Source organism: Nocardiopsis yanglingensis, from assembly GCF_045809185.1.
In the GTDB taxonomy this organism is placed as follows: Bacteria; Pseudomonadota; Gammaproteobacteria; order Xanthomonadales; family Xanthomonadaceae; genus Stenotrophomonas; species Stenotrophomonas yanglingensis.
The window spans coordinates 132,614-159,312 of the sequence record NZ_JBJNRH010000005.1; the positions used below are offsets into that span (position 1 = coordinate 132,614).

General features: G+C 64.7%; 25 protein-coding genes and 3 tRNA genes. 8 read left to right on the forward strand and 20 right to left on the reverse strand.

Going from position 1 to position 26,699, the window contains the following annotated elements:
* Positions 1–29 precede the first annotated feature (29 nt).
* Together ACJ7C5_RS09640 and ACJ7C5_RS09645 are read right to left on the reverse strand one after the other, a co-directional pair.
* On the reverse strand, positions 30–1,373 hold the full coding sequence (locus tag ACJ7C5_RS09640) for a sensor histidine kinase (RefSeq protein WP_094000115.1): 1,344 nt from the start codon (positions 1,371–1,373) through the stop codon (positions 30–32).
* 1 nt (position 1,374) lies between these two features.
* Positions 1,375–2,046 (reverse strand): response regulator transcription factor, encoded by a 672-nt coding sequence (locus ACJ7C5_RS09645; RefSeq protein WP_088025551.1) that lies wholly within the window; start codon positions 2,044–2,046, stop codon positions 1,375–1,377.
* 145 nt (positions 2,047–2,191) lie between these two features.
* Between ACJ7C5_RS09645 and ACJ7C5_RS09650 the strand changes: the two genes are divergently transcribed.
* Together ACJ7C5_RS09650 and ACJ7C5_RS09655 are read left to right on the forward strand one after the other, a co-directional pair.
* Positions 2,192–2,959 (forward strand): MipA/OmpV family protein, encoded by a 768-nt coding sequence (locus ACJ7C5_RS09650; protein WP_412703760.1) that lies wholly within the window; start codon positions 2,192–2,194, stop codon positions 2,957–2,959.
* Between the two features lie 30 nt (positions 2,960–2,989).
* Positions 2,990–3,274: a hypothetical protein gene (locus tag ACJ7C5_RS09655; protein ID WP_019337170.1), complete on the forward strand. Its 285-nt coding sequence runs from the start codon at positions 2,990–2,992 to the stop codon at positions 3,272–3,274.
* 45 nt (positions 3,275–3,319) lie between these two features.
* Here ACJ7C5_RS09655 and ACJ7C5_RS09660 read toward each other — a convergent pair whose 3' ends face one another.
* Complete coding sequence (locus tag ACJ7C5_RS09660; protein ID WP_162838403.1) at positions 3,320–3,460, reverse strand: hypothetical protein; 141 nt, start codon at positions 3,458–3,460, stop codon at positions 3,320–3,322.
* Between the two features lie 182 nt (positions 3,461–3,642).
* On the opposite strand from ACJ7C5_RS09660, the gene ACJ7C5_RS09665 reads away from it, so the two are divergent.
* On the forward strand, positions 3,643–3,975 hold the full coding sequence (locus ACJ7C5_RS09665) for a hypothetical protein (RefSeq protein WP_088025548.1): 333 nt from the start codon (positions 3,643–3,645) through the stop codon (positions 3,973–3,975).
* Between the two features lie 98 nt (positions 3,976–4,073).
* Here the strand turns inward: ACJ7C5_RS09665 and ACJ7C5_RS09670 are convergent.
* The 3 genes from ACJ7C5_RS09670 to uvrB form a co-directional block, all read right to left on the reverse strand.
* Positions 4,074–4,148: transfer RNA gene (locus ACJ7C5_RS09670), tRNA-Val, on the reverse strand.
* Positions 4,149–4,246: 98 nt separating this feature from the next.
* Positions 4,247–4,321, reverse strand: a tRNA-Val gene (locus ACJ7C5_RS09675).
* A gap of 107 nt (positions 4,322–4,428) precedes the next feature.
* Positions 4,429–6,453 carry an excinuclease ABC subunit UvrB gene (uvrB, locus tag ACJ7C5_RS09680; protein WP_094000116.1) on the reverse strand — a complete coding sequence of 675 codons (2,025 nt, stop codon included), beginning with the start codon at positions 6,451–6,453 and terminating at the stop codon, positions 4,429–4,431.
* A 128-nt stretch (positions 6,454–6,581) separates the two neighbouring features.
* On the opposite strand from uvrB, the gene ACJ7C5_RS09685 reads away from it, so the two are divergent.
* The gene (locus tag ACJ7C5_RS09685; protein WP_412703761.1) at positions 6,582–7,106 is read left to right on the forward strand and encodes a GspH/FimT family pseudopilin; all 525 of its coding nucleotides are present in this window, start codon (positions 6,582–6,584) and stop codon (positions 7,104–7,106) included.
* A gap of 61 nt (positions 7,107–7,167) precedes the next feature.
* Here the strand turns inward: ACJ7C5_RS09685 and ACJ7C5_RS09690 are convergent.
* The 11 genes from ACJ7C5_RS09690 to grxD form a co-directional block, all read right to left on the reverse strand.
* Positions 7,168–7,244, reverse strand: a tRNA-Asn gene (locus ACJ7C5_RS09690).
* 73 nt (positions 7,245–7,317) lie between these two features.
* Positions 7,318–7,731 carry a type IV pilin protein gene (locus ACJ7C5_RS09695; RefSeq protein ID WP_088025545.1) on the reverse strand — a complete coding sequence of 138 codons (414 nt, stop codon included), beginning with the start codon at positions 7,729–7,731 and terminating at the stop codon, positions 7,318–7,320.
* A gap of 23 nt (positions 7,732–7,754) precedes the next feature.
* Positions 7,755–12,449 carry a pilus assembly protein gene (locus ACJ7C5_RS09700; RefSeq protein WP_412703762.1) on the reverse strand — a complete coding sequence of 1,565 codons (4,695 nt, stop codon included), beginning with the start codon at positions 12,447–12,449 and terminating at the stop codon, positions 7,755–7,757.
* Positions 12,446–12,937 (reverse strand): pilus assembly PilX family protein, encoded by a 492-nt coding sequence (locus ACJ7C5_RS09705; protein WP_097049164.1) that lies wholly within the window; start codon positions 12,935–12,937, stop codon positions 12,446–12,448. Before ACJ7C5_RS09705 ends, ACJ7C5_RS09700 begins: the two co-directional genes overlap by 4 nt.
* 7 nt (positions 12,938–12,944) lie before the next feature.
* On the reverse strand, positions 12,945–14,126 hold the full coding sequence (locus ACJ7C5_RS09710) for a PilW family protein (RefSeq protein ID WP_125430898.1): 1,182 nt from the start codon (positions 14,124–14,126) through the stop codon (positions 12,945–12,947).
* Entirely contained in the window at positions 14,126–14,596 is a 471-nt protein-coding gene (pilV, locus tag ACJ7C5_RS09715) for a type IV pilus modification protein PilV (protein ID WP_049399922.1), read from the reverse strand. The genes ACJ7C5_RS09710 and pilV overlap by 1 nt, the downstream gene beginning before the upstream one ends.
* Positions 14,593–15,108, reverse strand: a complete 516-nt coding sequence (locus tag ACJ7C5_RS09720; protein WP_088025543.1) for a GspH/FimT family pseudopilin — start codon at positions 15,106–15,108, stop codon at positions 14,593–14,595. Before ACJ7C5_RS09720 ends, pilV begins: the two co-directional genes overlap by 4 nt.
* A 161-nt stretch (positions 15,109–15,269) precedes the next feature.
* On the reverse strand, positions 15,270–16,658 hold the full coding sequence (gene ppnN, locus ACJ7C5_RS09725; RefSeq protein ID WP_014036604.1) for a nucleotide 5'-monophosphate nucleosidase PpnN: 1,389 nt from the start codon (positions 16,656–16,658) through the stop codon (positions 15,270–15,272).
* Between the two features lie 252 nt (positions 16,659–16,910).
* A complete protein-coding gene (locus ACJ7C5_RS09730) occupies positions 16,911–20,132 on the reverse strand; it encodes a TonB-dependent receptor (protein WP_412703763.1) in 3,222 nt (1,073 codons plus the stop codon).
* Between the two features lie 232 nt (positions 20,133–20,364).
* A complete protein-coding gene (locus ACJ7C5_RS09735; RefSeq protein ID WP_412703764.1) occupies positions 20,365–21,141 on the reverse strand; it encodes an SDR family NAD(P)-dependent oxidoreductase in 777 nt (258 codons plus the stop codon).
* Positions 21,138–21,449, reverse strand: a complete 312-nt coding sequence (gene grxD, locus ACJ7C5_RS09740; RefSeq protein WP_012479674.1) for a Grx4 family monothiol glutaredoxin — start codon at positions 21,447–21,449, stop codon at positions 21,138–21,140. The genes ACJ7C5_RS09735 and grxD overlap by 4 nt, the downstream gene beginning before the upstream one ends.
* A 130-nt stretch (positions 21,450–21,579) precedes the next feature.
* On the opposite strand from grxD, the gene ACJ7C5_RS09745 reads away from it, so the two are divergent.
* Positions 21,580–22,158 (forward strand): superoxide dismutase, encoded by a 579-nt coding sequence (locus tag ACJ7C5_RS09745; RefSeq protein ID WP_088028296.1) that lies wholly within the window; start codon positions 21,580–21,582, stop codon positions 22,156–22,158.
* 75 nt (positions 22,159–22,233) lie between these two features.
* On the opposite strand, the gene ACJ7C5_RS09750 is transcribed toward ACJ7C5_RS09745, so the two are convergent.
* The 3 genes from ACJ7C5_RS09750 to purE form a co-directional block, all read right to left on the reverse strand.
* Positions 22,234–22,575, reverse strand: a complete 342-nt coding sequence (locus tag ACJ7C5_RS09750) for a carboxymuconolactone decarboxylase family protein (protein WP_004152082.1) — start codon at positions 22,573–22,575, stop codon at positions 22,234–22,236.
* Between the two features lie 112 nt (positions 22,576–22,687).
* On the reverse strand, positions 22,688–23,836 hold the full coding sequence (locus ACJ7C5_RS09755; protein WP_412703765.1) for a 5-(carboxyamino)imidazole ribonucleotide synthase: 1,149 nt from the start codon (positions 23,834–23,836) through the stop codon (positions 22,688–22,690).
* Positions 23,833–24,336, reverse strand: a complete 504-nt coding sequence (gene purE, locus ACJ7C5_RS09760; protein ID WP_005412808.1) for a 5-(carboxyamino)imidazole ribonucleotide mutase — start codon at positions 24,334–24,336, stop codon at positions 23,833–23,835. Before purE ends, ACJ7C5_RS09755 begins: the two co-directional genes overlap by 4 nt.
* Before the next feature lie 58 nt (positions 24,337–24,394).
* Between purE and ACJ7C5_RS09765 the strand changes: the two genes are divergently transcribed.
* The 3 genes from ACJ7C5_RS09765 to ACJ7C5_RS09775 all read left to right on the forward strand — a co-directional run bounded on the left by ACJ7C5_RS09765 (position 24,395) and on the right by ACJ7C5_RS09775 (position 26,694).
* On the forward strand, positions 24,395–24,664 hold the full coding sequence (locus ACJ7C5_RS09765) for a Trm112 family protein (RefSeq protein ID WP_164117305.1): 270 nt from the start codon (positions 24,395–24,397) through the stop codon (positions 24,662–24,664).
* On the forward strand, positions 24,661–25,512 hold the full coding sequence (nadC, locus tag ACJ7C5_RS09770) for a carboxylating nicotinate-nucleotide diphosphorylase (protein WP_135966272.1): 852 nt from the start codon (positions 24,661–24,663) through the stop codon (positions 25,510–25,512). The genes ACJ7C5_RS09765 and nadC overlap by 4 nt, the downstream gene beginning before the upstream one ends.
* 180 nt (positions 25,513–25,692) lie before the next feature.
* Entirely contained in the window at positions 25,693–26,694 is a 1,002-nt protein-coding gene (locus ACJ7C5_RS09775; RefSeq protein ID WP_412703766.1) for a DUF2272 domain-containing protein, read from the forward strand.
* Positions 26,695–26,699: the final 5 nt, after the last annotated feature.

Genomic DNA, 26,699 nt, shown 5'->3' on the forward strand with positions numbered 1-26,699 from the left:
TGCCTATCGGGGATTTACCTGCGTGGCTGTCAGCGCCGGACGGTGCCGCGGTGGAAGTTGACACGGAAGCTGGCGCCGCCGCCGGCGGCCTCGCCAACACTGACCGAGCCGCCGTGGTGCTGCACGATTTCCTTCACCAGATGAAGGCCCAGGCCACTGCCGCTGCCCGCCGCGCGGAGGCGATGGAAGGGCTCGAAGATCGCTTCGCGGTCGCTCACCGGAATGCCGGCGCCCTGATCGCTGACTTCCAGCAGGCCGCGCGTGTCCAGGCGCACGCAGATGGTGCCGCGCCCGCCGCCGTGGACGATGGCGTTGTGCACCAGGTTGGCGATCACCCGGCCCAGCGCCAGGCTGTCGCCGTGGATCCACACCGGAGCCTCCGGTGCATCCACTTCGAAGCCATAGCCAGCACCGACCACCAGTGGCGCCAGATCAGCGGCCGCCTCACGCACCAGCAGCGCCAGGTCCAGCCGCTGCAGCGCGCCGACGTTGCGATCGAGCCGCTGCAGATCCAGCAGGTGCTCGGCGACGTTGCCCAGCCGCGCCACGTCGGTCAGCAGCTGCGACTTCAGCTCACCCTGTGGCAGCTGCGACAGGCGCGCCTGCACCACCGCGATCGGCACCCGCAGTTCGTGCGCGGCATCGGCGAGGAACTTGTCACGCGCGGCATACCCCTGCTGCACCTTGTCGATCGCGTCGTTGAAGGCTTCCACCAGCGGTGCGACCTCGGTCGACACCAGCTGCGCATCCAGACGCGCACCCGGCTGGCCGATATCCAGCTCCTTGGCCTGCTGTGCGGACCGACGCACGCCACGCATCGCACGGTGGATCACGGTCGGCATCACCAGCAGCGTGACCACGATCAACGGCAGGAAGAACCACAGGCCGATCAGGCGCAGCACCATCAGCGCGCCATCCAGCAGCCCGCCCTTCGGTGCCCCGCCCACCATCACCGTGATGCGCCGCCCATCCTCGTTGCGGATCATGACCCGCGCCACGTCCAGATAGGGCGGCACCAGTGAACCCAGTTCGGTTGCACCCACTGTCGGCAAGCGTGCCAGCAACGGCGCGTGGATCGCGGGAATCGTGCCGCGCTCCAGCCACATGCCCTTGTCATCGACCGCCGCGAACCAGAGGTTGCCACCGGCCCCAGCGTTGAGCTTTTCCCAGCGCGCCTGGTCCAGCACCAACCTGCCACCTTCGCTGTGCACGGCTTTGGCCACTGCCTCGGCAGTGAACATGTCCATGCCCCAGGAGTCCTTGTCGCCCCAGGTCAGGATCAGCGCGACCACCGCGAACAGCACGGTGAAGGCCTGCGCCAGGAACAACCGCCAGGCCAGGCCAAGCGTAATGGAGCGGATCGGACGGGCCATCTCAGGCCTCCGCCAGCAGGTAGCCGACGCCCCGGATCACATGGATTTCAACGCCCGCCCCGGCCTGCTGCAGCGCCTTGCGCAGCTTGGAAATGTGCGCATCAAGCGCATTGGACTGGATCTCATCATCAAAACCGTACACCGCCGCCTCCAGTGCGCTGCGGGTGACCGTGCGCCCCTGGCGCATCGCCAGCGCCTGCAGCACCAGCACCTGGCGCCGGGGTAGCGCCAGCGGCTGGCCCTCCACCTGTGCCTGCAATGATTCGAAGTCGAATTCCAGCCGGCCCAGCCGCAGGCTCGGCGTCACCATTGCCGAGGGCCGCCGCGAGACTGCACGGATGCGCGCCATCAGTTCTTCGATCGCCACCGGCTTGACCAGGTAGTCATCGGCACCGACGTCCAGCCCCTCGACCTTGTCCGACAACGTGCCCTTGGCGGTCAGCATGATCACCGCCAGGTTCGGGCGCAGTGCGCGCGCGGTGGCAACGAAAGCCACGCCATCGCCATCGGGCAGCTGGCGGTCGAGCAGCATCAGCTGGTGCACCGGCTCGCGCAGCGCGAGCGCGGCCTCGGCCAGGTTGCCGACCACGTCGGCGACCACGCCCTGCCGCTCCAGGCCCGATTGCAGGGCACGGGACAGATCGGGATCGTCTTCGACCAGGAGGATGCGCATCAGGGGCTCGGCTACCGGAAACGGTGCCGATCATAGTGCCTGGCGCCGGATTTGGGCGCCTTCGCGTGCCGATTGCCAAGGCGCAATGTTCTGACAATGTTGTGCCCACACCATGCACAGCCATCCCCCGCAAAGTGGCTGATCGATGCCGTCGCTGTCCCCGACCCTGCTGCGCCCGTTGCTGTTCTCCGCTGCCATCGGCCTTCCGTTGATCGCTCACGCCGCCGACCGGAACACGGGGGTGCTGGCCGGTATCAGTGCCGGCGCGACCTCAGGGGCCTACGCCCACTACGACGTCAAGCCGCTGGTCGTACCGTCCATTGCCTGGCAGGGCGAGCGCTTCTTCGCCAGCCCGGGCTCGCTGGGCATGTACCTGTACAAGCGCGAGGGCCTGCGCCTGTCGGCGGCGGTCACGCCCTACACGCTGCGCTTCAAGACCGACGACGTGAACGACCCTCAGCTGCGTCGCCTGCACAGCCGGCAGATGTCTGCCATGGCCGGCATCAATGGTGAATACAGCGCCGACTGGGGCATCGTCGAGGCCAGCGTGATGCGCGAGGTCACCGGGCACGGAGGTGGCATGGAGTCGCGCCTGCACTACAGCTATCCCATCCAGGCCGGCCGCTTCACCTGGGTACCCAGGGTCGGCGTAGTGCACTCCAGTGCGCGCCTGCTCGACTACTACTACGGCATTACCGACGAAGAAGCGCTGCGCTCGGGACTTGCCGCCTACAACCCGGGCAGCGCGACATCACCGAGCCTGCAGATCGCGGTCAGTACTCCGCTGGGCACGAAGTGGCGCGCGACCGGCGTCGTCGCCAACCAGTGGTTCGGCGATGCCGTAAAGGACAGCCCGATGGCCCGTCGCGGTACGCAGACCTCGGCCTTCATTTCCCTGATGCGCTCGTTCTGATCGAGCGCCCGCAACGGACAAGGACCCCCCATGGCCTCCGTCTCCCCTGCTGCTGAAGCGCACGCGATCCTGCGTGCCCCGGACCTGGACAGCGCCGAGCGCGCCTACCTGGGGCTGCTGCCCGACCTGGAACACGTGAACGCGCTGACGCGCCGCGCACTGGGCCTTTCGCGTGCTGCCGATGCAGCGCGCGGCTACGCGTTGTCGATGACGCTGGTGGGATTGCGCCTGCAGGAACTTGAGATGGGCGAAGCGACCGCAAAGGAACATCGCCAGGCCACACTGCGCAGCCTGCGCCAGGCCTTCAGCGCCTGAGCGCAGGCCAGCAATGCCGCCGGTGCTGCAGGGCAGCGGGAAGGCTCAGCGGAACGTGGTCCACGCCAGCACTGCCGCCAGCAGGGCCACCCAGATCACCGCCTTGAAGGTACCCTCCAGCATGTTGCCGCCGAACAGCAGTTCGAAGAAGGGATTGGGCCTGGAAACCGGGACGTGATCGCTCATGCGGCAGCTCCTTGCAGTGACGGCGCGATTGCGCGGTAGACCGCAGTCTACGCCTGCACTGCCCGGATTCATCGCCCCCCGACCGTCTTTGGCGGTTCAATTCCGGCCTTCGTCGCAGGCCGGCTGCAGCACCCCACATGTCATGCCAGCCTGCGTGCACTTTCCCGCTGGAGCACCGTGCCATGCCGATGCTTGCCTTGATGCTGCTGCTCTCCAGCCTGTTCAGCGCTGGCAACGAGCCCACTGAAGCGGCCCTTCGCAGCCAGATCCTGCGTGCCGAAACCCAGCAGCCGGAAGCCGTACGACAGGATTGCGGTTCGCCCTCCCTGCTGCTCTACCGGCTGCGCCAGGACCGGGTCCTGAGGCTGGCCAACCAGCCCCTGCAACACCAACCCGCCGATGCCCAGCCCACCCGTGGTGCGACGGTTCGCGTTGCCCAGCTCTGGGAGCGCGTGGACGGTCACTGGAAGCTGCAGCGGATGATCAGCGTCGAAGATCTGGTCGTGCAGCGCTGACCATGTGCAACCGTGGTCGATGCCTAAAACGAAAAAAGCCGGCCCAGGGCCGGCTTCCATCGTGATCCACCGCTGCACCGGCAATGCCGGGAGCCAGGTGGTGGGCGGTACAGGGTTCGAACCTGTGACCCCTACCATGTCAAGGTAGTGCTCTACCGCTGAGCTAACCGCCCATCTTGTTCTTGCCGCCCGAAAGCTGGCCTTGCTACGTAAAAACCCGGCGCCAGGGCCGGGCTTTGCAGTTCACGACAGCCCCCTTCCGGAGACTTCGTGGTGGGCGGTACAGGGTTCGAACCTGTGACCCCTACCATGTCAAGGTAGTGCTCTACCGCTGAGCTAACCGCCCGTTTTTGCTTCTGAACGTCCGCGATTGCGTCGGTGCAGGCCGCGTATATTACGGATGCCGGCCGTGAAGCGCAACACTTTTGTGAAGAAGATGCTGCACTGCCGCGTTCAGCCCAGACTCGCTTCCTTCAGCTGCCGGATCTGGTCACGCACGCGCGCGGCATCCTCGAACTCCAGGTCCTTGGCGTGCTGGTACATCTGCTGCTCCAGCGCCTTGAGACGGGACGCCAGCTGGGCCGGGCTGAGCGATCGATAGTCACCCCCCTCCTCGGCAACGCCGGGCCTGCCCTTGCCCTTGCCCTTCTTTGCTTCCTTCTCGGCCGCATCGGAGCGCGCACCCTCCAGCACGTCGGTGATCGGACGCGCCACCGAGCGCGGCACGATGCCGTGCTCCTCGTTGTACTCGACCTGCTTGGCACGACGGCGGTCGGTCTCATCGATCGCGGCCTGCATCGAACGGGTGATCTTGTCCGCATACAGGATCGCCTTGCCACGCACGTTGCGCGCGGCACGGCCGATGGTCTGGATCAGCGAGCCGGTGGAACGAAGGAAGCCCTCCTTGTCGGCATCCAGGATCGCCACCAGTGATACCTCGGGCATGTCCAGGCCTTCGCGCAGCAGGTTGATGCCCACCAGCACATCGAACTTGCCCAGGCGCAGGTCGCGGATGATCTCCACGCGCTCGACTGTGTCCACGTCCGAGTGCAGGTAGCGCACGCGGATGCCGTGCTCGGTCAGGTATTCGGTGAGGTTCTCGGCCATGCGCTTGGTCAGCGTCGTGACCAGCACCCGGTCGCCGGCCTTGATGCGCGCGTTGGCTTCGCTCATCAGATCGTCGACCTGGGTCCCCACCGGGCGGATCTCCACCACCGGGTCGATCAGGCCGGTGGGACGTACGACCAGTTCGGTGATCTCGTCACCGGCCTCGCGGTATTCATAGGGGCCCGGCGTGGCCGACACGTAGATGCTGCGCGGGCAGCGCTCTTCCCACTCCTCGAAGCGCAGCGGCCGGTTGTCCAGCGCCGAGGGCAGCCGGAACCCGAACTCGACCAGCGTTTCCTTGCGTGATCGGTCGCCCTTGAACATGGCGCCGATCTGCGGAATGGTCACGTGCGATTCGTCGATCACCAGCAGCGCGTCGGCCGGCAGGTAGTCGAACAGGGTCGGCGGCGGTTCGCCGGCGTTCTTGCCGGTCAGGTGCCGGGAGTAGTTCTCGATACCGTTGCAGAAGCCGACCTCGGCCATCATTTCCAGATCGAACTGGGTGCGCTGCGCCAGGCGCTGCGCTTCGACCAGCTTGTTCTGCGCGTACAGCTGCTCCAGCCGCTCCTTCAACTCGACCTTGATCGTCTCGACCGCCGCCAGCACGCGCTCGCGCGTGGTGGCGTAGTGGGTCTTCGGGTAGACCGTGAAGCGCTGCATGTTGCGCAGCGTCTCGCCGGTGAGCGGATCGAACAACGTGATCTTCTCGACCTCGCCATCGAACAACTCCAGGCGCAGCGCTTCGCTGTCCGACTCGGCCGGGAATACGTCGATCACCTCTCCACGCACGCGGAACGTACCGCGCTGCAGCTCGTACTCGTTGCGCGTGTACTGCAGCTGGGTGAGGTGGTTGATCAGATCGCGCTGGTCGATGCGCTCGCCCTTGGACAGGATCAGGCGCAGCGACAGGTAGTCTTCCGGCGCGCCCAGGCCGTAGATCGCCGACACCGTCGCCACCACGATCGCGTCCGGGCGCGACAGCAGGGTCTTGGTCGCCGCCAGTCGCATCTGCTCGATGTGCTCGTTGATCGAACTGTCCTTCTCGATGAAGGTGTCCGACGACGGCACGTAGGCTTCCGGCTGGTAGTAGTCGTAATAGCTGACGAAATACTCGACCGCGTTGTGCGGGAAGAACGCCTTGAACTCGCCATACAGCTGCGCCGCCAGCGTCTTGTTCGGCGCCATGATCAGCGTCGGCTTCTGCACGTTCTGGATGACGTTGGCGATGGTGTAGGTCTTGCCCGAGCCGGTGACGCCCAGCAGGGTCTGCTTGGCGATGCCCGCCTCGAAGTTGCTGGTCAGCTTGGCGATGGCATCAGGCTGGTCGCCCGCCGGCGAGTACGGCGAGACGAGTTCAAAACGGTCGCTCATGGTGGTGCCAGTTCCCGGGAGTGGTGAGTATACGGGGCATGGAGTGACGGCCCGCTGAGGGGTTTCCGGGCAGGTGAGCGCGGCGTTGGCTGATGGTGAATGCCCCGGCGTACGTCGAGGCTGGAGGCATGTCCCTTCGCCATCGCCCTGCCCGGCTCAACCGCGGGCTCCATCTGATCGAGCTGCTGATTGCCGTCATGGTGTTGGCGGTCCTGCTGGCGTTGGCCTGGAGCCCTTGGCAACGCACGCTGCGGCACCTCCAGGCGGAAACGCTGCGCACCGAACTGGTCGCCAGTCTGGCGATGGCACGCAGCGCCGCCATCACCGAGCGCCACCGCGTGACGGTCTGTGGCTCATCGGATGGCATGACCTGCGACCAGGCATGGAGCCAGGGCTGGCGGGTGCAGGTCGAACCGGCCAACAGCGCAACTGGCATCGCAAGGGAACTGCGCGTGCACAGGGCACGCCAGCGTCATGTCGACCTGCGCACCAGCGATCATCGGCCCGACGTACGGTTCCGGCCCGACGGCCGCAATGCCGGCACCAACCAGTCCATCGTGCTGTGCGTGGACGGGCAGGAGCACAGCCGCGTCATCATCAGCGTCCCTGGACGGGTCAGGAGCCAACGCCCGCAAAGGCCCACCGCCTGCTGAAGTCCGCAGCGCCATCGTGAAGACGAAAAAAAGCCGCGATTTCTCGCGGCTTTCTCGAATCTGGCGCCCGAAGTTGGACTCGAACCAACGACCCCCTGATTAACAGTCAAGTGCTCTAACCGGCTGAGCTATTCGGGCGGGGTGCGCATTTTAGCCAGCGTTTGCAGGGGAGTGCAAGCCTTTTATGCAACGCGACCCAAAGGCCTGCCCTTTACCAGCATCCGGGCCCCTTGCTGGCATTCGGCGTCTTTCGTCCAGCCTGGTCCAGGCTCAGTGTGCCGCAATCGTCCTTCTTCTGGATCTCGGTCGGTGCCGCCTGGAGGGTAAAGGAGCTGCCATTCGGCGTTCCCACATAGGAAAGCGTGTATCTGGCGGTACCGTCTCGTGGCGATTGCGAGAACGGCAGCGTCATGCCCGCATAGGTGTTCTCCACGGTATGCCGCCGCTCAAGCATCTGCGCCAGCTCGACCAGATCGGCCTTGGCCTGGGCACGATTGGCCTTGCGCACATAGGCCTGGTACGAAGGCAACGCGATGGCAGCAAGAATGGCAACCACGGCCACGGTGATCATCAGCTCGATCAGGGTGAAGCCGGTGGCGGTTCGACGCCTGCTGTACACATGCATGGGCAACCTCGATATCGGATTCATCAACGGATCTGCCGCCACGACTGTCGTCCACAGGGCCGAGGCATGTAAAGCGGATCGGCGCCGGCCGCACGCAGCACGAACGTACACTGGCTGGCCTGCAGCATCTTGTCGACCGTGCATCCCGTGTCGCCCGGTTTGCAGGGCGTAAGCTTGGGCACAAAGATGTTGGTGTCCTTCACTGGCGGGCCCTGGCTGAGGTCACCCTTCTTGGTCAGGGCGACACCACCGCAGTTGCCGGTGCACAGCGCTTCTCCGCCGATCGTTGGGCTCAGGCCGGACATCTGGCCGCCACCGGTCAGCAGGTTGAGACCGTACAGCCAGTTCACGCCACCGCCGCTGCCGCAGATGGCGGTACCCGGCACATAGGACGTGAAGAACACGATGCCGTTCTGCACACGGGGGTTGCCGACGAAGCGCTCGCCTTCGACTGCCGATCCGGCCTGCAGGTCCACGTACCAGCCGCGGGCCGAACCGTAGTTCACCGCATTGCGGGTGACATCACGCAATTGATAACCGCTGGCCGATGTACCGGTAGTGATCACCTGCTGTACCAGGTTGTCGCGCGTGCCGACCGCACTGGCGAGGTTGTCCCAGATGCCATACAGCGACTGCACTGGCGAAGTGCTGCTGACCGCATTGTCATCGGCGGCGAAGTACTGGCCGGTACCGAAGAACAGGCTGATGCCACCGCCTGGGCCCGTGCTGATCTCGATGCCGCTCATGATCGGCTGCGGGCTGTTGTTGCGCGTAGCAGTGAACAGCGGCGTTCCAGACAGGGCGATGTTCCAATCGGTCGGATCGGTGCTGGAAAGATCAAACTTCCAGATATTGCCCTGCATGTCACCGCCATACACCGTGTCGGTGATGCCGTCATTGTTCTTCAACGCCACCGTGGCGATGTTGATCAGGCCGTTGCGTGCCGCGTACTTGGCACCTACCGGCGAAAGCCGCTTGAGCACCTTGCCGCTCTGGATATCGACCACGAACAGCGCTGCCTTGCCGCTGGTGGAGTTGACGCCATTGCCGAAGATCGCGACGAAACGCGGCGCAGCATTGGCATCGGCGCCCTTCACCGCCACCACAGCCGGCTTGCCCAGCACGAACCCAAGATCCGACTCCGTCTTGCCCGAGACTTCCCACAACACACTCGATGCACCGAACGCGGTCGGATCGCTGACATTCAGCGCGAACACAGAGCCATTGCCTACGCTCGCCGCATTGGGCGCCTTGCTGGAGCCACCACCACCCGTAGTGCCCACCAGCACCGTGTTCCAGGCATCCCCGTAGTAGACGTCGGACGACGTCAGGGGGCCATCCACGTAGTAGCGATGCCCATACTTGGGATTGGCCAGCTCAGCGATGTGCTGCATCGCAGCTGAGGGAATGAAGGCCAGCTCTTCGGTGCCGCCGGATGCCCCGTTCGAACCGTTGAAACCATGCACCATGCCGTCATTGGCGCCAACATAGATCATCGTCGGCGGCCCTGATGTCGCACGCTTCGCTTTCAGGAAGCTGTCATAAGACGTGCCCAGCGTCGCCTTCCACTTGACTGTCGACTGCCTCGCCCAGCCTGCATAGCCGAAGTCATCCGTTTTGGAGACGATCTCGGTGGTGGAATTGACGATGTCACCCAACGGCGATGTGCGCGAACGCAGGCCACTCACCGCTGCACCCCGCAGATAGTTGACCAGATTGGTCGAGGTCATCTTGCCGAACCAGGCAGGAATCGAGTCGCTGAATCCCAACGCAGACAGCTTCGCCCGCTCATCGGTGCCCGGCAGATTGGTGGCCAGGAACTCGGTCGCATTGACCGGGGTCACCGTGCCATCGGATGCAGTACTGGTAGGGGACGTCGCCATGTAGATGTGACGCGTGGCACTGCCGATATTGCTTGAGGCCTTCCACAGCACGGCACCATCTGCACCTTGGCCGTCAACCTGGGTGGCAATGACATCACCGGTCCAGTCCACGGTGCCAGAGGGCACGCTGTAATGGGACGATACGGTGAACGAGTTGGTCGAAATGCGCGCGCCACTGCCGCTGCCACCGACCGGCGCATCACCTTCCGCTGCACTGTTGAAGATCGCCTCCAGCGCCTCCTTCAGCTTGGTCGGATTGCGTGCCAGGAAGTAGTTATCCGGCACGCCTGGCTTCTTGCTGTCCCACTTCTTACCGGCCGGGACACCGTACTTGGCGGCATACCAGAGCGGGCTTTCAAGCTGGCCAGCGGCACCACTGGCCGCCTTGTACTTGATCACGATCGGGCGGTTCCACTCGGCAAAGCTGTATGGGAAGTCCGCTGTCGACGACAACACGGAGCCGTTCTTATTGCCCCGGCGCAACGCCAGTCGCTGGACCGTTTCCTTTGCGTTCGACCCAGAAATCGTATAGCCAGTCAGCATCGCATTGCCTGCGTATGCAGACAGATTCTCGATGCGAATCAGCACTTCGTCATCCCTCACCTTTCCGGCGAGATTCGTACCGACCCAGTCGTCATCCCTGGTTGTGGTGTAGTTGCACAACCTTCCACCAGCTGCCGCATCGACGCTCCGCTTTGCATCGGCCCGCCAACAAATATTATTGAAACCAGAATTACTATCGCACGCCGCACCTACGCAATAGCTCAGCATCGAAACAACGTCATTGTCATGATCGTTGCCCCACAGCGAATCCTCCCATACCAGCGAGAAACTGCCAGACGTGCCATTGGCTTCGTACCTGCGGCCATAAGTATTGACCGGATTGGTCGTGGAGATCTTCGTGCCCACCCCAACAGACCCAAGGAAGCAGCTACGCCAATTTCCAGAGGAACTGGTGGCACCCTCACTCGTATTCGCCTGGCACAGCGGCGCCAAGCTGATCACCCGATCCCCAATTTTGATATCGAACTTGGGCAGATTCTCCGCCATGGCCACCGCATAGGTGGTTGCGGTCACTTTGTAACTCGAGGGTTTACCCTGCACGCCGGGGCGCAGGTCAACGCTTGCCGCACCCTTGGCCATGCCAGCCATCAGATAACTGCCTTCCATTGTAGGAATATCCGGGCAGATACCTCGAGCAGTACTGAGACTACCTAGAACGCGCCCTTCGCAGATGTCCTCATGGGTGTTATTCGCATTGCTTGCAGTTGCCGTGTTTCGGCCGACCATCCACGACTTTCCGGAAATCCCCTCCGCGGTACCGATTGCATTGGTCTGCGCCACAGCATCGATTGACGCGGGTAGAGTGCCGATATTGTCCCCATCAAAGGACGGCAAACCAGAAGACAGGACGAGGATATTGCAGGTTGCACAATAGGAGTTCCCTCCTTTTGCCGGCTCCCGATAGGGATCGGCCCAGCTGATCGACTTGGGCAGGCCGGAAAGCTCACCAGTAGTCACCCCGTATGCACCCGTGGCCGCAGAGTTCGCAATGTAGCGAAGTGCTTCTGCGTACATTTCTGCCAATGGATTACCCCAGGCACTGCACTTCTGCGAGCCAGCACCAGGATTGTCGAGGATCAACTTTCCATCGGTGCCGGCTCGATTCAGAATGCCGTACCGATCGCAGTCCGTCCAATTGTTCGACCAATTCCACTTATCGAGACGGAAGTTGGAGATTGCATTGATTACCCCTTCATCATCCGCCTTGGCGTTACCGACGAGATTGAGGTAGCAGAACTGTCCCGTGGATAGATTGATTTCGTCACCGGCCGAACAGAAAGTGGTGCTGTTGCCCGCCAGCTTGCCGATGTTGCGACGAAGCACGCCGCCGTCGCGAGGGTTCGCGTAGGAACCACTGATCAGACCAAAGCGCAGTCGACCACTTTCGCCATAGGTCTGCAGGAGACCGGCAGGTTTGTATCGATCGGTCGTGCCATCGCTGTACTTCCGACAATTGCTTTCGCGTACGGCGGAGCTTCCGGAGTCGCATACTTCCACGCGGACGGTGTAGTCCGTTGCCGAGCGGGGGATGTCAGCGTAGCCGTCCGCGTTGCTGGCTCGGCCGGTATCGCATTGATTGCTGGCTGTCGATGCCCACTCGCTCAAGGCGCCCGCAGCCACTCGCATAAGTGGTGCACCCGTTGCCGAGCGCGTCGCACTGCAGAAGCTGAAAGTTGTCGAGCTTCCTGGGACGTTGGCAAACTCGCGGAGATTCGTGCCGCTGTAAACCTTGACCCAGGCATGCAGGTCGCTCGGTATCGGCGCACGCTCCAGTACGGTTTTCTCTTTCGTGTCAGTAAAGCGCTGTCCTCCATACAGGACACTTCGCATCACATCCAGGCGACTCATCGTCACCCAGTTCAGGAAATTTCCTGACCAGAGTCCCGCCGTGCAGCTGTGCCCATTGGCCCCAGCGGCAGCCTTGGATGCCTTGAAGACATCACTGGCGTAGCTGTAGCACAGCTTCGAATCGAAATACCCGCCGTACTCGAACGTGTCCAGGTAGGTTGTGTCGAGCACCCCGTCCTCATCCAGGTCGCTGTAGTCGCTGTAGGCCTTGTTGAACAGCTGCTCGTCGCGCGACATCACCATCATCATCAATGGCGGCTGGCTCTGCTTGCTGTACAGCGGCTCCTGCGCGATGTCGTAGTCACCAAGCGCGGCCTGCAGCGGAATGATCAACGCGGCAAGGCCGGCAAGCGCAGCAACACCCACACCGGCCCGCAGCCAGGTGGAGGAACGAAGTCGAAGGAAACGGCGCTCGCTGTTCATGGGATGAAGATCGTGTCGATGACCGCACTGGCGGACGCATTGGAGGGATCGTCACTGGCAAGCGCCGTGACCTGGTAGATGTTCCCGGTTTCTTCGTTCTGTCGGCCGCCGGTGCGCCGGCTGGACGCTGCAAAGCACTTGTCGATGCGACGCGTGTAGGTGGACTTGGTTTCACTGAGACCATCGGCCCACGTCTGCGGATCGTAGGAGGGACTGCACTCCTCCTGGTTGGCCTTGAAGATGCCGCCGTCAGCCAGTGCCTTCTCGATGGATTTCTCGGTCTGCCGGGCGTCGGCCTCAGCGTTCTGGAAGGCAACGTTGCTGCGCAGATAGTTGGCGGCCATCCGTTCCTGCATGCTCGTGACCTGCATGCCGGCGATACCCAGCAGGGCCATCAGTACCAGCATGATCAGCACGACATACAGCACCGCGCCGCGCTGGGAACGCGGAGAATGCAGAGAGCGGCGGCGGGCGGGATGGGTACGCATGGTGGCCTCAGTTGCCATACAGGCGATTGCGCAGAGCGATCGTGCTCTGGTAGGCGGCGCGCATGCGGCCGTCAGAGGGCGCGGTATAGGTCACGCCGAGCGCACTCAGCGGCGCACTCGAACTAGCCTGGACAGATGCGGCCGGATCTGGACTGGAAACCACCAGCCCCAACTGCACCGTGCCCACGCGCTGCCAGCCGCGCGAGGCCGGCACGATGGAGGCCTGAACATCGGTCGCGGTACCCTGGCGATCGATGTAGCCGGTCGGCGAGACCGTGCTCAGACCGTGATCCTGGCCATACAGGAGCTGCATGTTCTCCACGCCTTCGACCAGCGCCTCTGCCGGTCCTGCCACCAGGGCAGCACCCGGCTTGGCGGTGAATCGAAGGCGATACAGCGAGGATTGCTTGGTCGTAGCGTCGTAGCCCACGTACAGGATCGACGTCTCGGCGCGATACAGCACCGCCTGGCCGGGCTCGTAGTTGCGGGCGATGGCCACGTCGTTGTTGGGTGCAGTGCCCACCGTCACGGTGCCGGCCTTTGCGTCGATCGCACGAGCCTGGAAGACCGTGGCGGAAATGCAGTCGGCCACACCGAACAGCCCCGGGTCGGTAACGCCGCTATCAAGCACTGCAAGACGTTTGGGATCAAAACTGAAAACCGGCTGGGCAACCGTTCCGGCTACCGCCGTGACCGGCACACCGGTCGGCACCAGATAGCGCAGAGCGACGATATCGCTGCCGTCGACCCGGTTCTTGATGGCCGCGGCGAACTCACTCGGCAACGCCGGGGAGTACTTGTTGCCCCCCGTTGACGGCGTTGCCGCCAACGTCAGTGCGTCGCCCGGCTTGGTATCCGTTGCTTCATAGCCCTGGATCGACCGCGCGAAGTCCAGCGCGGGGTGGCCTCCCGCAGCGAAGGTGGTTGCCAAGGTGCCCTGCGGATCATGCGCCTGATCGTTCACGCAGCCGAAGTGTCCCGCCATGCGCAGTTCGCGTTGCAGGGAATCCATCGCGAAACGGCTGTTCTCCTGGACCCGCGCCAGCCCTTCAGACAGCTGGTAGGCCGTGCGTGAAGCGGCAAACACCTGGACCACGCCCAGCATGATGATCAGGCCGATGGTCAGGGCGATCATCAACTCGATCAACGACAGGCCACTCATCGCTTGGCGGGAGCGCATTCTGGTCATCACAGCAGGCTCTCGGCAGCAAAGGTGGTGTCAGCCTTCGAATCGGGATTCCAACGCTCATCGCCCCAACTGACCGACACCCGTACCCGGCCGTCGTTGACGGTTACCGTTCCGGATGCCGAGTCACCCAGTGCGCGGCCCAGGCGGCAGCGCCAGTCGCGGGTGAAATCATCCTTGCCGATATCCTTGCCGATGGACGGCGCGCAGTCCCCCTTGCCGGTGGTAGCAGCATAGGTACCGGCATAGCTGAGCGCGTTGATCCGGTTGGCCCGGATCTGATCAAGCAGCTCGTACCCCAGGTTGGTGGCCTGGGTGCGGTAGTTCGCGCTCTGCACGAACCGTACATTCATCGTCTGCAGCAGCGCGAAGCCCAGCAGGCCGATACCCATCACCAGGATCGCGATCATGACCTCGATCAGGGTGAAACCGCCCTGCGCCGTACGGTGCGGCTGGAAGCCGATCCTTCTCATGAGCAACTCTCCTTCAACAGCCGGACCTGTCCCGTAGGCGATATGCGTAGCGTCCGCTGCAGGGGCTGGTCGCCACACTTCTCAGGGCGAAGTGTCACATCCACTTCCGCGTTGGCGCGATTGCGGCCACGTCCATCGAAGCCGATGGTCAACGTTTCGGTTGCGGACTTCATGGTCGGGCGACCTTCGCTGTAGCGCAGCACGTTCTCACCGGAATCAAGCGACCCGTTCCCGTTGCGATCCTCCCAGACCATCCAGCCGTCGGCCCAGCTGCTGCCATCACATTCCTTGCCCGCTGTGGATGCGCATACAGCCCCACCATGCGTGTTCTTTATTGCCTCGGAACGGGCAAGTGCCAGCGACGCGATCAGTTCGTTGGTCGTCGTGGCCACACGATTTGAGCGGATCGTGCTCTGGAAGCTGGGATACGCAATGGTGCTCAGGATCGCCAGTACGGCAACCGTGACCATCAACTCAACCAGCGTGAAGCCGTTTTGCCGGCGCAAAGACATTGGACGCTCCCCAGCGTGTTGGTGGCCACGATGGGCCATCGCCCTGCCACCGGCAAGCGGCGGCAGGATGAACGGTCAATCCGGGGCGACGGGCGTCAAAGGCTTGACGACCCGCCCTCCCCTGCCGGTGCCGGCGCGATCCCCATCGCGCCGGCGCAGGCTCAGGCCAGCACCTGGTAGCAGGGCTGGTATTCGCCGGAGATCTTCATCCGGCGCTGCTCGACGAAGGCGCGCAACAGCGCATCCAGCGCCTGCATCATGTCCGGGTCGCCATGGATCTGGAACGGGCCGAACTGCTCGATGCGGCGCATGCCGTCTTCCTTCACGTTGCCGGCCACGATGCCCGAGAACGCCCGGCGCAGGTCGGCAGCCAGCGCGTGCGGCGCACGCCCGTGGTGCAGGTCCAGCGCTGCCATCGCCTCGTGGGTCGGCACGAACGGCTGCTGGTACTCCCACGGAATCTCGATCGACCAGTTGAAGAAGAACGAATCCTTCTGCGCCAGGCGGTGCTCGCGCACGCGCTTGATGCCGTTGGCCATCTTCTTGGCCACCGCCACCGGGTCACCGATGATGATCTCGTAGCGCTCGGCGGCCTCATCACCCAGGGTCAGGCGGATGAAGCGATCGATCTGCTCGAAATACGGCGCCGCGACGGTCGGGCCGGTCAGGATCAGCGGGAACGGCAGGTCCTTGTTCTCCTCGCGCAGCAGGATGCCGAGCAGGTACAGGATCTCTTCGGCGGTGCCGACGCCACCAGCAAACACGATGATGCCGTGACCGATGCGGACGAAGGCCTCAAGGCGCTTCTCGATGTCCGGCATGATCACCAGGTGGTTGACGATCGGGTTCGGCGACTCGGCGGCGATGATGCCCGGCTCGGTCAGGCCGATGTAGCGCGTCACGGTACGGCGCTGCTTGGCGTGGGCAATGGTGGCACCCTTCATCGGGCCCTTCATCGCGCCCGGGCCGCAGCCGGTGCAGATGTCCAGGCCGCGCAGGCCCAGCTCGTAGCCCACCTGCTTGGTGTACAGGTATTCGTCGCGCGAGATCGAGTGGCCGCCCCAGCACACCACCAGGTTCGGGTCGCCCGGGTTGAGGATGCGCGCGTTGCGCAGCAGGCCGAATACCGCGTTGGTGATGCCTTCGGACGATTCCAGCTCGGCCGCGTAGGCCGGGCCCATCTCGATGGCCATGTAGGCCAGGTCGCGCACCACTGCGAACAGCAGTTCGGCGACGCCGCGGATGATCTCGCCATCGACGAAGGCCATCGCCGGTGCGTTGACCAGATCGATGCGCACGCCGCGATCCTGCTGCGCCACCTGGATGTCGAAATCGGGATACAGATCGCGCGCCGCGCGCGGATCGTCAGAGGCGCTGCCGCTGGTCAGCACCGCCAGCGCGCAGCGGCGCAGCAGTTCGTGCATGCCGCCGGCAGATGCATCGCGCAGGCGCGCCACTTCGGCCCGCGACAGCACATCCAGCCCACCGCGCGGGTAGATCCGCGCATCCTGCACCGGCAGTGCACGGGCTGATTTTTCGTTCGTGGTCATGTCCAATTTTTCGCTTCCTTCAAGGTTTCCGACTGTACTGCCGCCCCCTTAAAAAGCAAAACGGCCGGGAAGCCCGACCGTTGGATGTGTGCTTCCCGCGTTCGCCTTTCCGGGACCGCATCGGCGGCGTTGGCACCGCGCACATTTCTGGATGCTACGCCGATGCCCGATGGCCTGCAAGAACTTTCGCCTGAACGGAAAACGGCCGGGTTTCCCCGGCCGTTTTCACTTACTGCTTCAGGCTCTGACGGATCAGAACTTGTACTTCAGGGTCAGCTGCATCGACCAACGCGACACGGCGGTGTTGCCCTTGTCGTTGTTGTTTTCCTGCACCTGCGCGTTGTCGGTCGAGCCAGTGAACGAGTACACGTACTTGCCGGTGGCCGGATCGATACCCGCGTAGTTGGCCACGCGACGGGTCGAGTAGAAGCCGTAGTCGTCGATCAGGCCCCACTTCTTGTTCAGCAGGTTGCCGACATTCATGATGTCCAGGGCGACTTCACCCTTGTGACCCTTCATGAAGCCCGGGAATTCCTGGCTGACACGGACGTCGAAGCTGTTGACCCACGAAGCGCGGTGCGAGTTCGCCGGGACCACGCTGCCACGGTAGGCATCGAGTTCCGGGTTCTGCGCCAGCCAGTCGAAGAACGCCTTCTCCATCGTGGCGCCGCCGGTGAACTTCACGTCGCCCGGGCCCTTCGGCACGTAGAACAGGTCGTTGGTGGTCGCACCGTCGCCGTTGGCATCGTTGTAGAAGATGTAGCTGTACGGACGGCCCGAACGGCCTTCGTAGAACAGGCCGACGCGGGTGGCGTTGTCACCGAAGAAGTTGTGCTTCCACTCCAGGGTGCCGGTGATACGGTCCTTCATCGCGTAGCGCGAGTTGTAGGCGACGTTCTCGTTGGCGTTGAAGATCAGCGTGTTGTTCCAGTTCGAGGTGTTCTGCGAGCTGGACAGCGGGCTGACTTCGGTCGACTTGGTGTAGGTGTAACCCAGCGACCAGCCCCAGTTCTCGGTCAGCGGCTTGGCCAGCGAGAAGGTGGCCTGGGTGCCGCGGCCCTTGTCGGTGTTGCGCAGGACCAGCACATCGCCGATGTCGGTCGGACGGTTGGCACGGTCAGTCGCATTCTTGGTACCGGTGGAGATGCCGTAGTCGACACCCTTGTCGATACGGGTATTGGCCGAGTTGCGGCCCGCATCATTCCAGTAGATCGCACGGCCGTCCTGGCCGGTAGCGGTCGGGGCCGACACGTCCAGGCGGTCGAAGTAGATGCCGTCCTTGACCTTGGTGAACAGCAGTTCGGCCGACGCCACGATGCCGTACCACGGCAGCTCATGGTCGAACGCCAGGTTGGCCTTCCACACCGACGGCAGGCGGGTGCCCGGCGCGATGATGTCGACGTTCTGACGGGCCGAAGCCGGGCCACCGGCCGGGATGTACGGGTTCTGGCCATCCGGAGTGAAGGCACCGGCCGGGATGCTGCGCTCGTCGTACTCGATGTAGTTCAGGCCGGTGTTCTGGTAGGCACCTGCCAGCCACACGTTCGGGGCGGCGCCGCCGAACAGACCCACGCCACCGCGCAGCTGGGTCGGGCGCTCGCTGTCGAAGGTGTAGTTGAAACCGACGCGCGGCTGCACCAGGTTCTTGTCCACCAGCTTGGTATTGTTGAAGCCGTACAGCTGCTCGATGCGCGGGTTGTACAGGCGCTGGGTGCTGAAGTCAGGCATGTCGATACGCACGCCGAACATCAGGTTCAGGTTGTAGTTGATCGCCCAGGTGTCCTGGATGAACACGCCGGTGTTCTTCAGGGTGAAGTCGGCCGGGATGTCACTGCGGCTGCCATCGGCGCGCGGCGCGCGCAGCTGGTAGCGCGAGGCCTTGCCTGCCAGGAAGTCGTTGACGCTGTTGAACTCGTACACGCCGTTGAGGTTGCGGCCGTAGAAGTTCATCAGCTCGTTCTTCGAGTAATCGAAACCGAACTTGACGGTGTGGTCACCGATGTACCAGGTACCAGCACCGAAGGCGCTCAGTTCCTTCGACTCGACGATGTTGACGTGGGTGTTCTGCTCGGTACCGACGTACAGCGAGTCATTGCCCGACTTGATGCGGATCTGCGGCATGTCGACCAGCGGAACGCGGTTGGCCGAGTAATCCTTGTGCGAGACCTTGAACTCGGTCGAGAAGTTCTCGGACCAGTCACTGAACAGTTCACCCATCCAGGTTTCGTATTCGGTCGGCTGCTGGTACCAGAAGTTGCTCAGCGAGATGGCGCTGCTGCTGACCTGCGGGAAGCGAACGACGTTCTGCTCCATCTTGTTGTAGCGCAGGGCCGCACGGTGGTTCTCGTTGATGTTCCAGTCCAGCTTGACCGCGTACTCTTCGATCTCGGTCTTGCTGTTCGGCGCCGACAGGCTGCCCGGGTCGTAGCCCAGCTTGCCCAGGAAGTTCTGGACATCGGTGATCTGCTGCTGGGTGATGGTGCCACGGCCGATCGGCGTGTCGCTCAGGGCGACGCCAGCGGCTGCGCGCTCATACTTTTCATAGTTGGTGAAGAAGAACAGCTTGTCCTTGACGATCGGGCCGCCGAAGGTCATGCCGTAGGTCTTCTCGTCCTTGAAGCCGTTGAAGTCCTGCTTGTCACCTTCCAGACGCGAACGGACCATGTCCTTGTCGCGGTAGGAACCATAGATGGTGCCGTGGAATTCATTGGTACCCGACTTGGTGACGGCGTTGATCACCGCACCGGTACCACCGGAAATGGTGGTGTCGTAGTTGGCCAGGTCGATGTTGATTTCCTGGATGGCGTCCATCGACACCGGCTGACGCTCGGTCGGCAGGTTGTTGGAGCCCAGGCCGAACGGATCGGAGGCGCTGATGCCGTCGATGCGGATGGCGTTGTAACGGGTGTTCTGGCCACCGGCCGAGATCGCGCCGTCAGCCTTGCTGACCTGCGAGATGCGCGGGTCCAGACGGATGTAGTCCTGGATGTTGCGGCTGGCCGACGGCAGCGCATCCATCGTTTCGCGGGTCACGTTGGTGCCGGTGCCCATCTTGTTGGCGCTGAACAGGTCCAGGCCGCCGGCGGTGGCGACAACGTTCACGGCGTCCAGGTTGGTAGCAGCCAGGTCACCGCCGAGGTTGGCGTTGACGGTGTTGACCTGGTTCAGGTTCAGGTAGACACCCTCCTCGGTCTTGGTGCCTTCACCGGACTTGGTGATGGTGATGGTGTACGGACCACCCACGCGCAGGCCGCGCGCGTTGTAACGACCCGCCGCGTCGGTGGTGGCACGCGAAACGGTGCCCGACTCGGTGTGGGTGATGGTGACTTCGGCGCCGGCGACCGGCTGGCCTGCGGCGGACATCACCTGGCCGCCGACACCGGCGGAGGTGCTGCTCTGGGCGAAGGCGGGAGCGGCGGCGAGTGCGGCCACGAGACCAAGGGTAAGCTTGGACATCCGGAGTGGGTGGGTCATTTTTCGGTAGCCTCGATGCGAGTTGGCGATGGCGGAAAAAAAGCGCATCCAAACAGCCCTGCGGGTGGCTGGTCGGAGAGTTATCTGGGGTTCCCTACCGCTTGGCTGAAGGCAGCCATAACGGTTAACACTAGATTAACACGCTACGCCATCAATGTGACGGTTGTGCGACAAACGGCACCGGATCGCAACGCAATCGTGACGGGTTCTTCACCCCGCCTTTCCCCGGGCCTCACCCAGCCTGGGGTGCCTCGCTGGCATCAAGAATCCTGCCCCGCCAGGCATGCCCTGCGCTGGACAGCAGGGTCACGGCCGCAGCAGCGGCGGCCTCCGGACCCTGGGCGGCCGGGTCCTGGTCTACCGAGTAGGCCCGGGCCCGCAGGGCCGTGCGCAGCGGGCCGGGGTACAGGCCACTGACCCGTACCGGGCTGCGGCCGAGTTCGTCGTGCAGGCTGGCGATCAGGCCACGCAGGCCATGCTGGGCCACGCCGTAACCGCCCCAGTAAGCCTGCCCGACCCGTTCGGGTGCATCCGCTGCAAACACCAGCGCTGCGTCTTCGCGCTGCCGCAGCAGCGGCAGGCAAGCCTGGGCCAACCAGGCGGGCGCAGTCAGGGTGACATGGATGGCACGGGCGAAGCTGGCCGGGTCGGCCAGTTCAAACGGGGTCAGGCCCGGGAAATGGGCGGCACAGACCAGCAGGCCGTCCAGCCGCCCGAGCTCGCGCTGCAGGGCCTGGGCCAGTTCGGCGTAGTCATCCGGGCTAGCGCCTTCCAGATCCAGCGGATACAGCAGCGGCTCCGGGCCAACGGCCTGGACCTGGGCGTAGACACGGTCCAGGCGGCGCGGCTTGCGGCCCAGCAGGACCACGGTGGCCCCGGCGGCGGCGGCGGCAACAGCCGCAGCACTACCCAATCCGCCACCGGCGCCGGCAATCAGCACAACGCGATCCTGCAACGGGCGGCCATCGAGCGCCCCGTCGGTCGGTGACGTCGATGGCCAGGCACTCATCCCTGTGTTGCCTCTTCGACGATGCGCTTGAGCTCGCCGGCTTCGAACAGCTCCAGCACGATGTCGCAGCCGCCGATCAACTCACCGTTGATGAACAGTTGCGGGAACGTCGGCAGGTTGGAGAATCGCGGCAGGTTGGCGCGGATCTCGGGTTCTTCCAGCACGTTGACGGTGCGCAGGGTGACAGCGCCGGCCGCCATCAACGCCTGTACGGCGCGGCTTGAGAAGCCGCACATCGGGTATTGCGGGGTGCCCTTCATGAACAGCACGAGCGGGTAACGATCGACCTCGGCCTGGATTTGCTGCATTACCGCCACAACCTCACTCCTTGCTTCGCCGGACAAACCGACCGCGGTGGTCGGCTAGACTGCCCACGGTAGCCGCCATTGTAAGCCGATGGAACCGGCTGCCGCCGCCCCTCTGGCCACGAACCTGTCCATGCCTGTCGAATTGCCTGCCCTGCCCTACCTTCCCGGCTCCCTGCAGCCGCACCTGTCCGCACAGACCGTGGAACTGCACCACGGCCGCCATCACCGCGCCTACGTGGATGCGGTCAATGCCGGCATCGTCGGCACCGAATGGGAGGAAGCGTCGCTGGAGGAGATCGTCCGCCATGCCCAGGGCACGCTGTTCGATGCGGCCGCCCAGGCCTGGAATCACGGCTTCTACTGGCAGTGCCTGCGTCCGCGCGGCGGCGGTGAGCCGCAGGGGCGGCTGGGCGAGCTGGTCAAGCGCCAGTTCGGCGACGTGCAGCGCCTGCGCGAGGAGTTCAACCGCACCGCGCTGGGCCTGTTTGGCTCCGGCTGGGTATGGCTGGTGCAGCATCCTGGCGGGCAGCTGGGCCTACAGGCCACCCGCAATGCCGGCACGCCACTGACCGGTGAAAGCACGCCACTGCTGTGCTGCGACGTCTGGGAACACGCCTACTACACCGACTACCAGAATGATCGCGCCCGGTATCTGGACGCGTTCTGGCAGATGGTCAACTGGGAATTCGCCGAGAGCCAGCTGCGCTGACCCCCTGTAGAGCCGAGCCCATGCTCGGCTGGCCGGACAGCAGCCGAGCATGGGCTCGGCTCTACAGATGAAGCTTCACGCGCTCTCATGCGCGGCCACCGCGTCCATGACCCGCGCCGAATACACCAGCGCCGCGCCGGCATTGAGCGACACCGCCACACCCAGCGCCTCGGCGATTTCCTCGCGGCTGGCGCCATGCTTCAGCGCCGCATCCACGTGCACGGTGATGCAGCCGTCGCAGCGGGTGGTGACCGCCACCGCCAGTGCGATCAGTTCGCGGGTCTTGGCATCAAGATGATTGGTCTGGGCCCCGGCGTTGGCCAGGGTGGCGTAGCCCTTGACCGTGTCCGGCGAGAGCTTGCCGATCTCGCCGATGCGGCCCTTCAGTTCCTTGCGGTAGGCATTCCAGTCGAGCATGGTCGTGACTCCTGTGAAAGGAGCTCCACGCTACCACCGGGAGTGTTGCACCGATGCCTGCACCGGCGCGCCACATCGTTGCATTGCCGGCCAGCGGCCGGCACTACCGGGTTCAGCGGTTGCGCAGCGCGTGTACCGCCGGCGCTACCTGGGCCTGGCGACCCAGCTCCAGACCCACCTGGTCCAGCGCATCGGCCAGTGCATCAGCAGCATCATCGCGCAGCGTGGCATGACCGACCTTGCGGCCCTCACGCGGCTCCTTGCCATAGTCGTGCCAATGGCCACTGGCCTGAGCCAGCACCGGCGCGGGGTCCGGCATCGCGCCCAGCCAGTTCAGCATGCAGGCATGGCCGAGCATGCGGGTGCTGCCCAGTGGCAGGCCCAGCACGGCGCGCAGGTGGTTCTCGAACTGCGAGGTCTCGCTGCCTTCGATGGTCCAGTGGCCGGAGTTGTGCACGCGCGGCGCCATCTCGTTGGCCAACAGCTCGCCATCGCGGCAGAACAGCTCCAGCGCGAACACGCCGACGTACTGCAGGTGCTCGGCGACGCGGCGGGCATAGCCGATCGCGGCCTGCTGCTCGGCGTCGGCCAGCACGGCCGGGGCCACGCTGGCCGACAGCACGCCGTCGACATGCCAGTTACCAGTGACCGGCCAGGCCTCGAAGCTGCCATCGCGGCCGCGCACGGCGACCACGCTGACCTCGCGCTGGAAGGCCACGAAGCCCTCCAGGATCAGGCCGGTACGCTCGACCTGCGCACCCAGTGCATCCCACGCGGCGTCGATGTCGGCTTCGCTGCGCAGGCGGAACTGGCCCTTGCCATCGTAGCCGAGGCGGCGGGTCTTCAGGATGCACGGCAGGCCGAACTCGGCGGCCTTCGCAGCCAACTCGTCACGGCTGCGGATGTCAGCGAAGGCCGGCAACGGAATGCCCAGCTGCTGGAACAGGGTCTTTTCGCTCAACCTGTCCTGGGCCACCGCCAGCGCAGCCGGCGGCGGATAGACCGGCACGCGGTCGGCCAGGAACTGGGCACTGTCGGCGGGCACGTTCTCGAAATCGAAGGTGACCACGTCGACCTTGGCGGCGAAATCCGACAGCGCCTGGCGGTCATCGAAAGCACCGACGGTGAGCGGCGCCAGCGGGCCGCTGCAGGCGTCAGCTGCCGGGTCGTACAGTTCGAAGCGCAATCCCAGCGGCGCACCGGCCAGAACCATCATGCGGGCGAGCTGGCCGCCGCCCAGGATGCCGACGGTCAGGCTCATTGGCGCGGATCGTCGTGGGCCATCACGTCTTCGGTCTGGCGCGCACGGAAAGCGTCGAGCGCCTGGCCGATCGCCGGCTGGTCGCTGGCCAGCATCGCGGCGGCGAACAGCGCGGCGTTGGAGGCACCGGCATTGCCGATGGCGAAGGTGGCAACCGGAATCCCGGCCGGCATCTGCACGATCGACAGCAGCGAATCCATGCCGTTCAGGGCCTTGGACTGCACCGGCACGCCCAGCACCGGCACGGCGGTCTTGGCGGCGATCATGCCCGGCAGATGGGCGGCCCCGCCGGCACCGGCGATGATCGCGCGCAGGCCTCGCGGGCCCGCCTGCTCGGCGTAACTGAACAATACATCCGGCGTCCGATGCGCGGACACCACCTTCACTTCGAACGGAACACCCAGGGCTTCAAGCTTCTGGGCGGCGTGCTGCATGGTTTCCCAGTCGGAACGGGAACCCATGACGATGCCGACAAGCGGCGCGATCGGGTTGGGGGTCATTGGCCGTCACCTGCCTTAAAGACGTATTCTAGCCATCTTCCACGCAAGACGAAGAACCATGGATCGCAAGCTGCTCGACCTGCTGGTGTCGCCGGACACCCGCCAGCCCCTGTCCCTGCTGGATGGCAAGGGCCTGGAAGCCCTCAACAAGGCCATTTCCGCCGGCGCGGTGAACAAGGCTGATGGCAATCCGCTGGCGCAGCCGCTGCGCGAAGCGCTGATCACCCGCGACCGCAAGCAGGTATTCCGCGTCGACGACGGCATCCCGGTGCTGCTGGCCGAAGAAGCCATTCCCACCGCCCAGATCGCCGACTTCCCGACCGCATGAGCACGCTGCCGACGCCGGATGCGGCCGTTGTCGCCGCCGATGTCGCGCGTGCTCTGGCCGAGGACCTGGGCAGCGGTGATGTCACCGCCGCCCTGCTGCCCGACCAGGCCGACAGCGCTTACCTGCTTTGCAAGCAGGACGGGGTGATTGCCGGCCGCCCCTGGTTCGATGCCACCCACCGCGCGCTCGACCCGGACGTGCGCATCGACTGGCAGGTTTCCGAAGGCGACGCGGTCACCGCAGGCACCGTGCTGGCCCTGCTGCACGGGCGCAGCCGCAGCCTGGTCAGCGCCGAACGCACCTCGCTGAACTTCCTGCAGACGCTGTCCGGCACCGCCACGACCACCGCCCGTTACGTGGCGGCCGTGGCCGGTACCGGCACGCGCATCCTCGACACCCGCAAGACCCTGCCCGGCCTGCGCCTGGCGCAGAAGTACGCGGTGCGCTGCGGCGGTGGCGAGAACCATCGTTTCGGCCTGTACGACACGGTGATGCTGAAGGAAAACCACATCCGCGCTGCCGGTTCACTGGCCGCCGCCGTGGCGGGCGCACGCCGGCAGTGGCCCGCGCTGCCGCTGGTGGTCGAGGTGGAGGATCTGGCGCAGCTGCGCCAGGCGCTCGAAGCCGGTTGCGAACGCATCCTGCTGGATGACTTCAGCCCGGACCTGCGCCGCGAGGCAGTGCGTATCACGGCAGGACGCATCCCGCTGGAAGTATCCGGCAGCGTGGGCCTGGGCGGCCTGCGTTCGATCGCCGAGGACGGCGTGGACTGCATCTCCATTGGCGGCCTGACCAAGCACGTGCAGGCGATTGATCTGTCGCTGAAGCTGGGCCCGCCGCCGGGCTGAGGCCTGCAAGACCTTGTAGAGCCGAGCCTGCGCTCGGCGGCTTCTCGATCTGCAGCGAGCCCCACACGCGCTCCAGACAATGAGCCGAGCATAGGCTCGGCCCTACAGGATCCGTTCGCCTTCACGGCTCGGCCACGGCGTCCTCTGCGACGCTGCGGGCATCCCCCACAGGAGCCGCGCATGCGCCGGATGCTCTTGCCTTCCTGTCTGCTGCTCGCGGCAGCCCCCTTGTCCGCAGCGGCCGCCGAAGCCTGCGATGTACCACCGCGTTTCGGCCTGAGCCCATTGGCGGTGGCCATCCGCAACACTGCCTGCAACGAGCACCGGCTCTGGTACCGGCCCTTCATCGATCGCGATGGCCGCGCCGCCAGCCTCAGTGTCACCGAGGCCGAAAGCGATCACCTGGCCGACAACGGCCTGATCGCCTGGCAGCGCGTGGCAGGCTACTGGCGCAACAGCGGCACCCTCAACGCGATGGGCAGCATCGCAGGCGCCAGCAGCTGCCTGGCACCGCTGGGCACGCGCTACACCGACAGTGACTGCCGCGCCTTCCTGGTCGACAACCCGTGGTCGGCCGCCTTCATTTCCTGGGTGATGGTGCAGTCCGGCGTTCCCGGCTTCAACACGTCGCCACGCCACATCGACTACATCCGCGCCGCGTACCAGGGCGGCCCCTCGGGCGTGCCGTACCGGCTGGTCGATCCCGCGACCGCAAAACCCGCACCGGGCGACCTGCTGTGCTTCCTGCGCGACCGCAGTACCACGCTCAGCTACAGCGGGCTGGTGCAGGCACTGGGCAACGGCTCGGTGGGCCACTGGAAATCGCATTGCGAAGTAGTGGTGGCCGCCAACCTGGGGGGCGACCAGACCCTATACCTGGTCGGTGGCAACGTGATGAACACCGTGGCGATGCGGTTGCTGCAGCTGGATCGTACGGGGCTGATCAAGCTGCCTCCGGCACGCGAGCGCAACAGCACCGGCATCGACCCCAGCTGCACGCCGGGCCGCGAGGACGAATGCAGCTTCAACCGGCAGGACTGGGCAGCGCTGCTGCAGTTGACCGCCACATCACCGCTGGTGATGCCCTCGCCCACTGCGACGCCGATGCAGCCCGCCCCGGCACCGCAACCGGTCATCGTGCCCGCGCAGCCGGTGTCTGGCGAACCACAACCACAGCGGTGAATGCA

Bases quoted from the DNA above. Each gene is read 5' to 3' on its own strand.
- ACJ7C5_RS09735 (WP_412703764.1), bottom strand. From the start codon at position 21,141: ATGAGTGCCTGGCCATCGACGTCACCGACCGACGGGGCGCTCGATGGC.
- ACJ7C5_RS09745 (WP_088028296.1), top strand. From the start codon at position 21,580: ATGCCTGTCGAATTGCCTGCCCTGCCCTACCTTCCCGGCTCCCTGCAG.
- ACJ7C5_RS09650 (WP_412703760.1), top strand. From the start codon at position 2,192: ATGCCGTCGCTGTCCCCGACCCTGCTGCGCCCGTTGCTGTTCTCCGCT.
- purE (WP_005412808.1), bottom strand. From the start codon at position 24,336: ATGACCCCCAACCCGATCGCGCCGCTTGTCGGCATCGTCATGGGTTCC.
- ACJ7C5_RS09695 (WP_088025545.1), bottom strand. From the start codon at position 7,731: ATGCATGTGTACAGCAGGCGTCGAACCGCCACCGGCTTCACCCTGATC.
- ACJ7C5_RS09665 (WP_088025548.1), top strand. From the start codon at position 3,643: ATGCCGATGCTTGCCTTGATGCTGCTGCTCTCCAGCCTGTTCAGCGCT.
- ACJ7C5_RS09775 (WP_412703766.1), top strand. From the start codon at position 25,693: ATGCGCCGGATGCTCTTGCCTTCCTGTCTGCTGCTCGCGGCAGCCCCC.
- ACJ7C5_RS09705 (WP_097049164.1), bottom strand. From the start codon at position 12,937: ATGCGTACCCATCCCGCCCGCCGCCGCTCTCTGCATTCTCCGCGTTCC.
- ACJ7C5_RS09640 (WP_094000115.1), bottom strand. From the start codon at position 1,373: ATGGCCCGTCCGATCCGCTCCATTACGCTTGGCCTGGCCTGGCGGTTG.
- ACJ7C5_RS09685 (WP_412703761.1), top strand. From the start codon at position 6,582: ATGTCCCTTCGCCATCGCCCTGCCCGGCTCAACCGCGGGCTCCATCTG.
- pilV (WP_049399922.1), bottom strand. From the start codon at position 14,596: ATGAGAAGGATCGGCTTCCAGCCGCACCGTACGGCGCAGGGCGGTTTC.
- nadC (WP_135966272.1), top strand. From the start codon at position 24,661: ATGAGCACGCTGCCGACGCCGGATGCGGCCGTTGTCGCCGCCGATGTC.
- ACJ7C5_RS09660 (WP_162838403.1), bottom strand. From the start codon at position 3,460: ATGAGCGATCACGTCCCGGTTTCCAGGCCCAATCCCTTCTTCGAACTG.
- ACJ7C5_RS09655 (WP_019337170.1), top strand. From the start codon at position 2,990: ATGGCCTCCGTCTCCCCTGCTGCTGAAGCGCACGCGATCCTGCGTGCC.
- grxD (WP_012479674.1), bottom strand. From the start codon at position 21,449: ATGCAGCAAATCCAGGCCGAGGTCGATCGTTACCCGCTCGTGCTGTTC.
- uvrB (WP_094000116.1), bottom strand. From the start codon at position 6,453: ATGAGCGACCGTTTTGAACTCGTCTCGCCGTACTCGCCGGCGGGCGAC.
- ACJ7C5_RS09700 (WP_412703762.1), bottom strand. From the start codon at position 12,449: ATGAACAGCGAGCGCCGTTTCCTTCGACTTCGTTCCTCCACCTGGCTG.
- ACJ7C5_RS09755 (WP_412703765.1), bottom strand. From the start codon at position 23,836: ATGAGCCTGACCGTCGGCATCCTGGGCGGCGGCCAGCTCGCCCGCATG.
- ACJ7C5_RS09765 (WP_164117305.1), top strand. From the start codon at position 24,395: ATGGATCGCAAGCTGCTCGACCTGCTGGTGTCGCCGGACACCCGCCAG.
- ACJ7C5_RS09750 (WP_004152082.1), bottom strand. From the start codon at position 22,575: ATGCTCGACTGGAATGCCTACCGCAAGGAACTGAAGGGCCGCATCGGC.
- ACJ7C5_RS09710 (WP_125430898.1), bottom strand. From the start codon at position 14,126: ATGACCAGAATGCGCTCCCGCCAAGCGATGAGTGGCCTGTCGTTGATC.
- ACJ7C5_RS09730 (WP_412703763.1), bottom strand. From the start codon at position 20,132: ATGACCCACCCACTCCGGATGTCCAAGCTTACCCTTGGTCTCGTGGCC.
- ACJ7C5_RS09645 (WP_088025551.1), bottom strand. From the start codon at position 2,046: ATGCGCATCCTCCTGGTCGAAGACGATCCCGATCTGTCCCGTGCCCTG.
- ppnN (WP_014036604.1), bottom strand. From the start codon at position 16,658: ATGACCACGAACGAAAAATCAGCCCGTGCACTGCCGGTGCAGGATGCG.
- ACJ7C5_RS09720 (WP_088025543.1), bottom strand. From the start codon at position 15,108: ATGTCTTTGCGCCGGCAAAACGGCTTCACGCTGGTTGAGTTGATGGTC.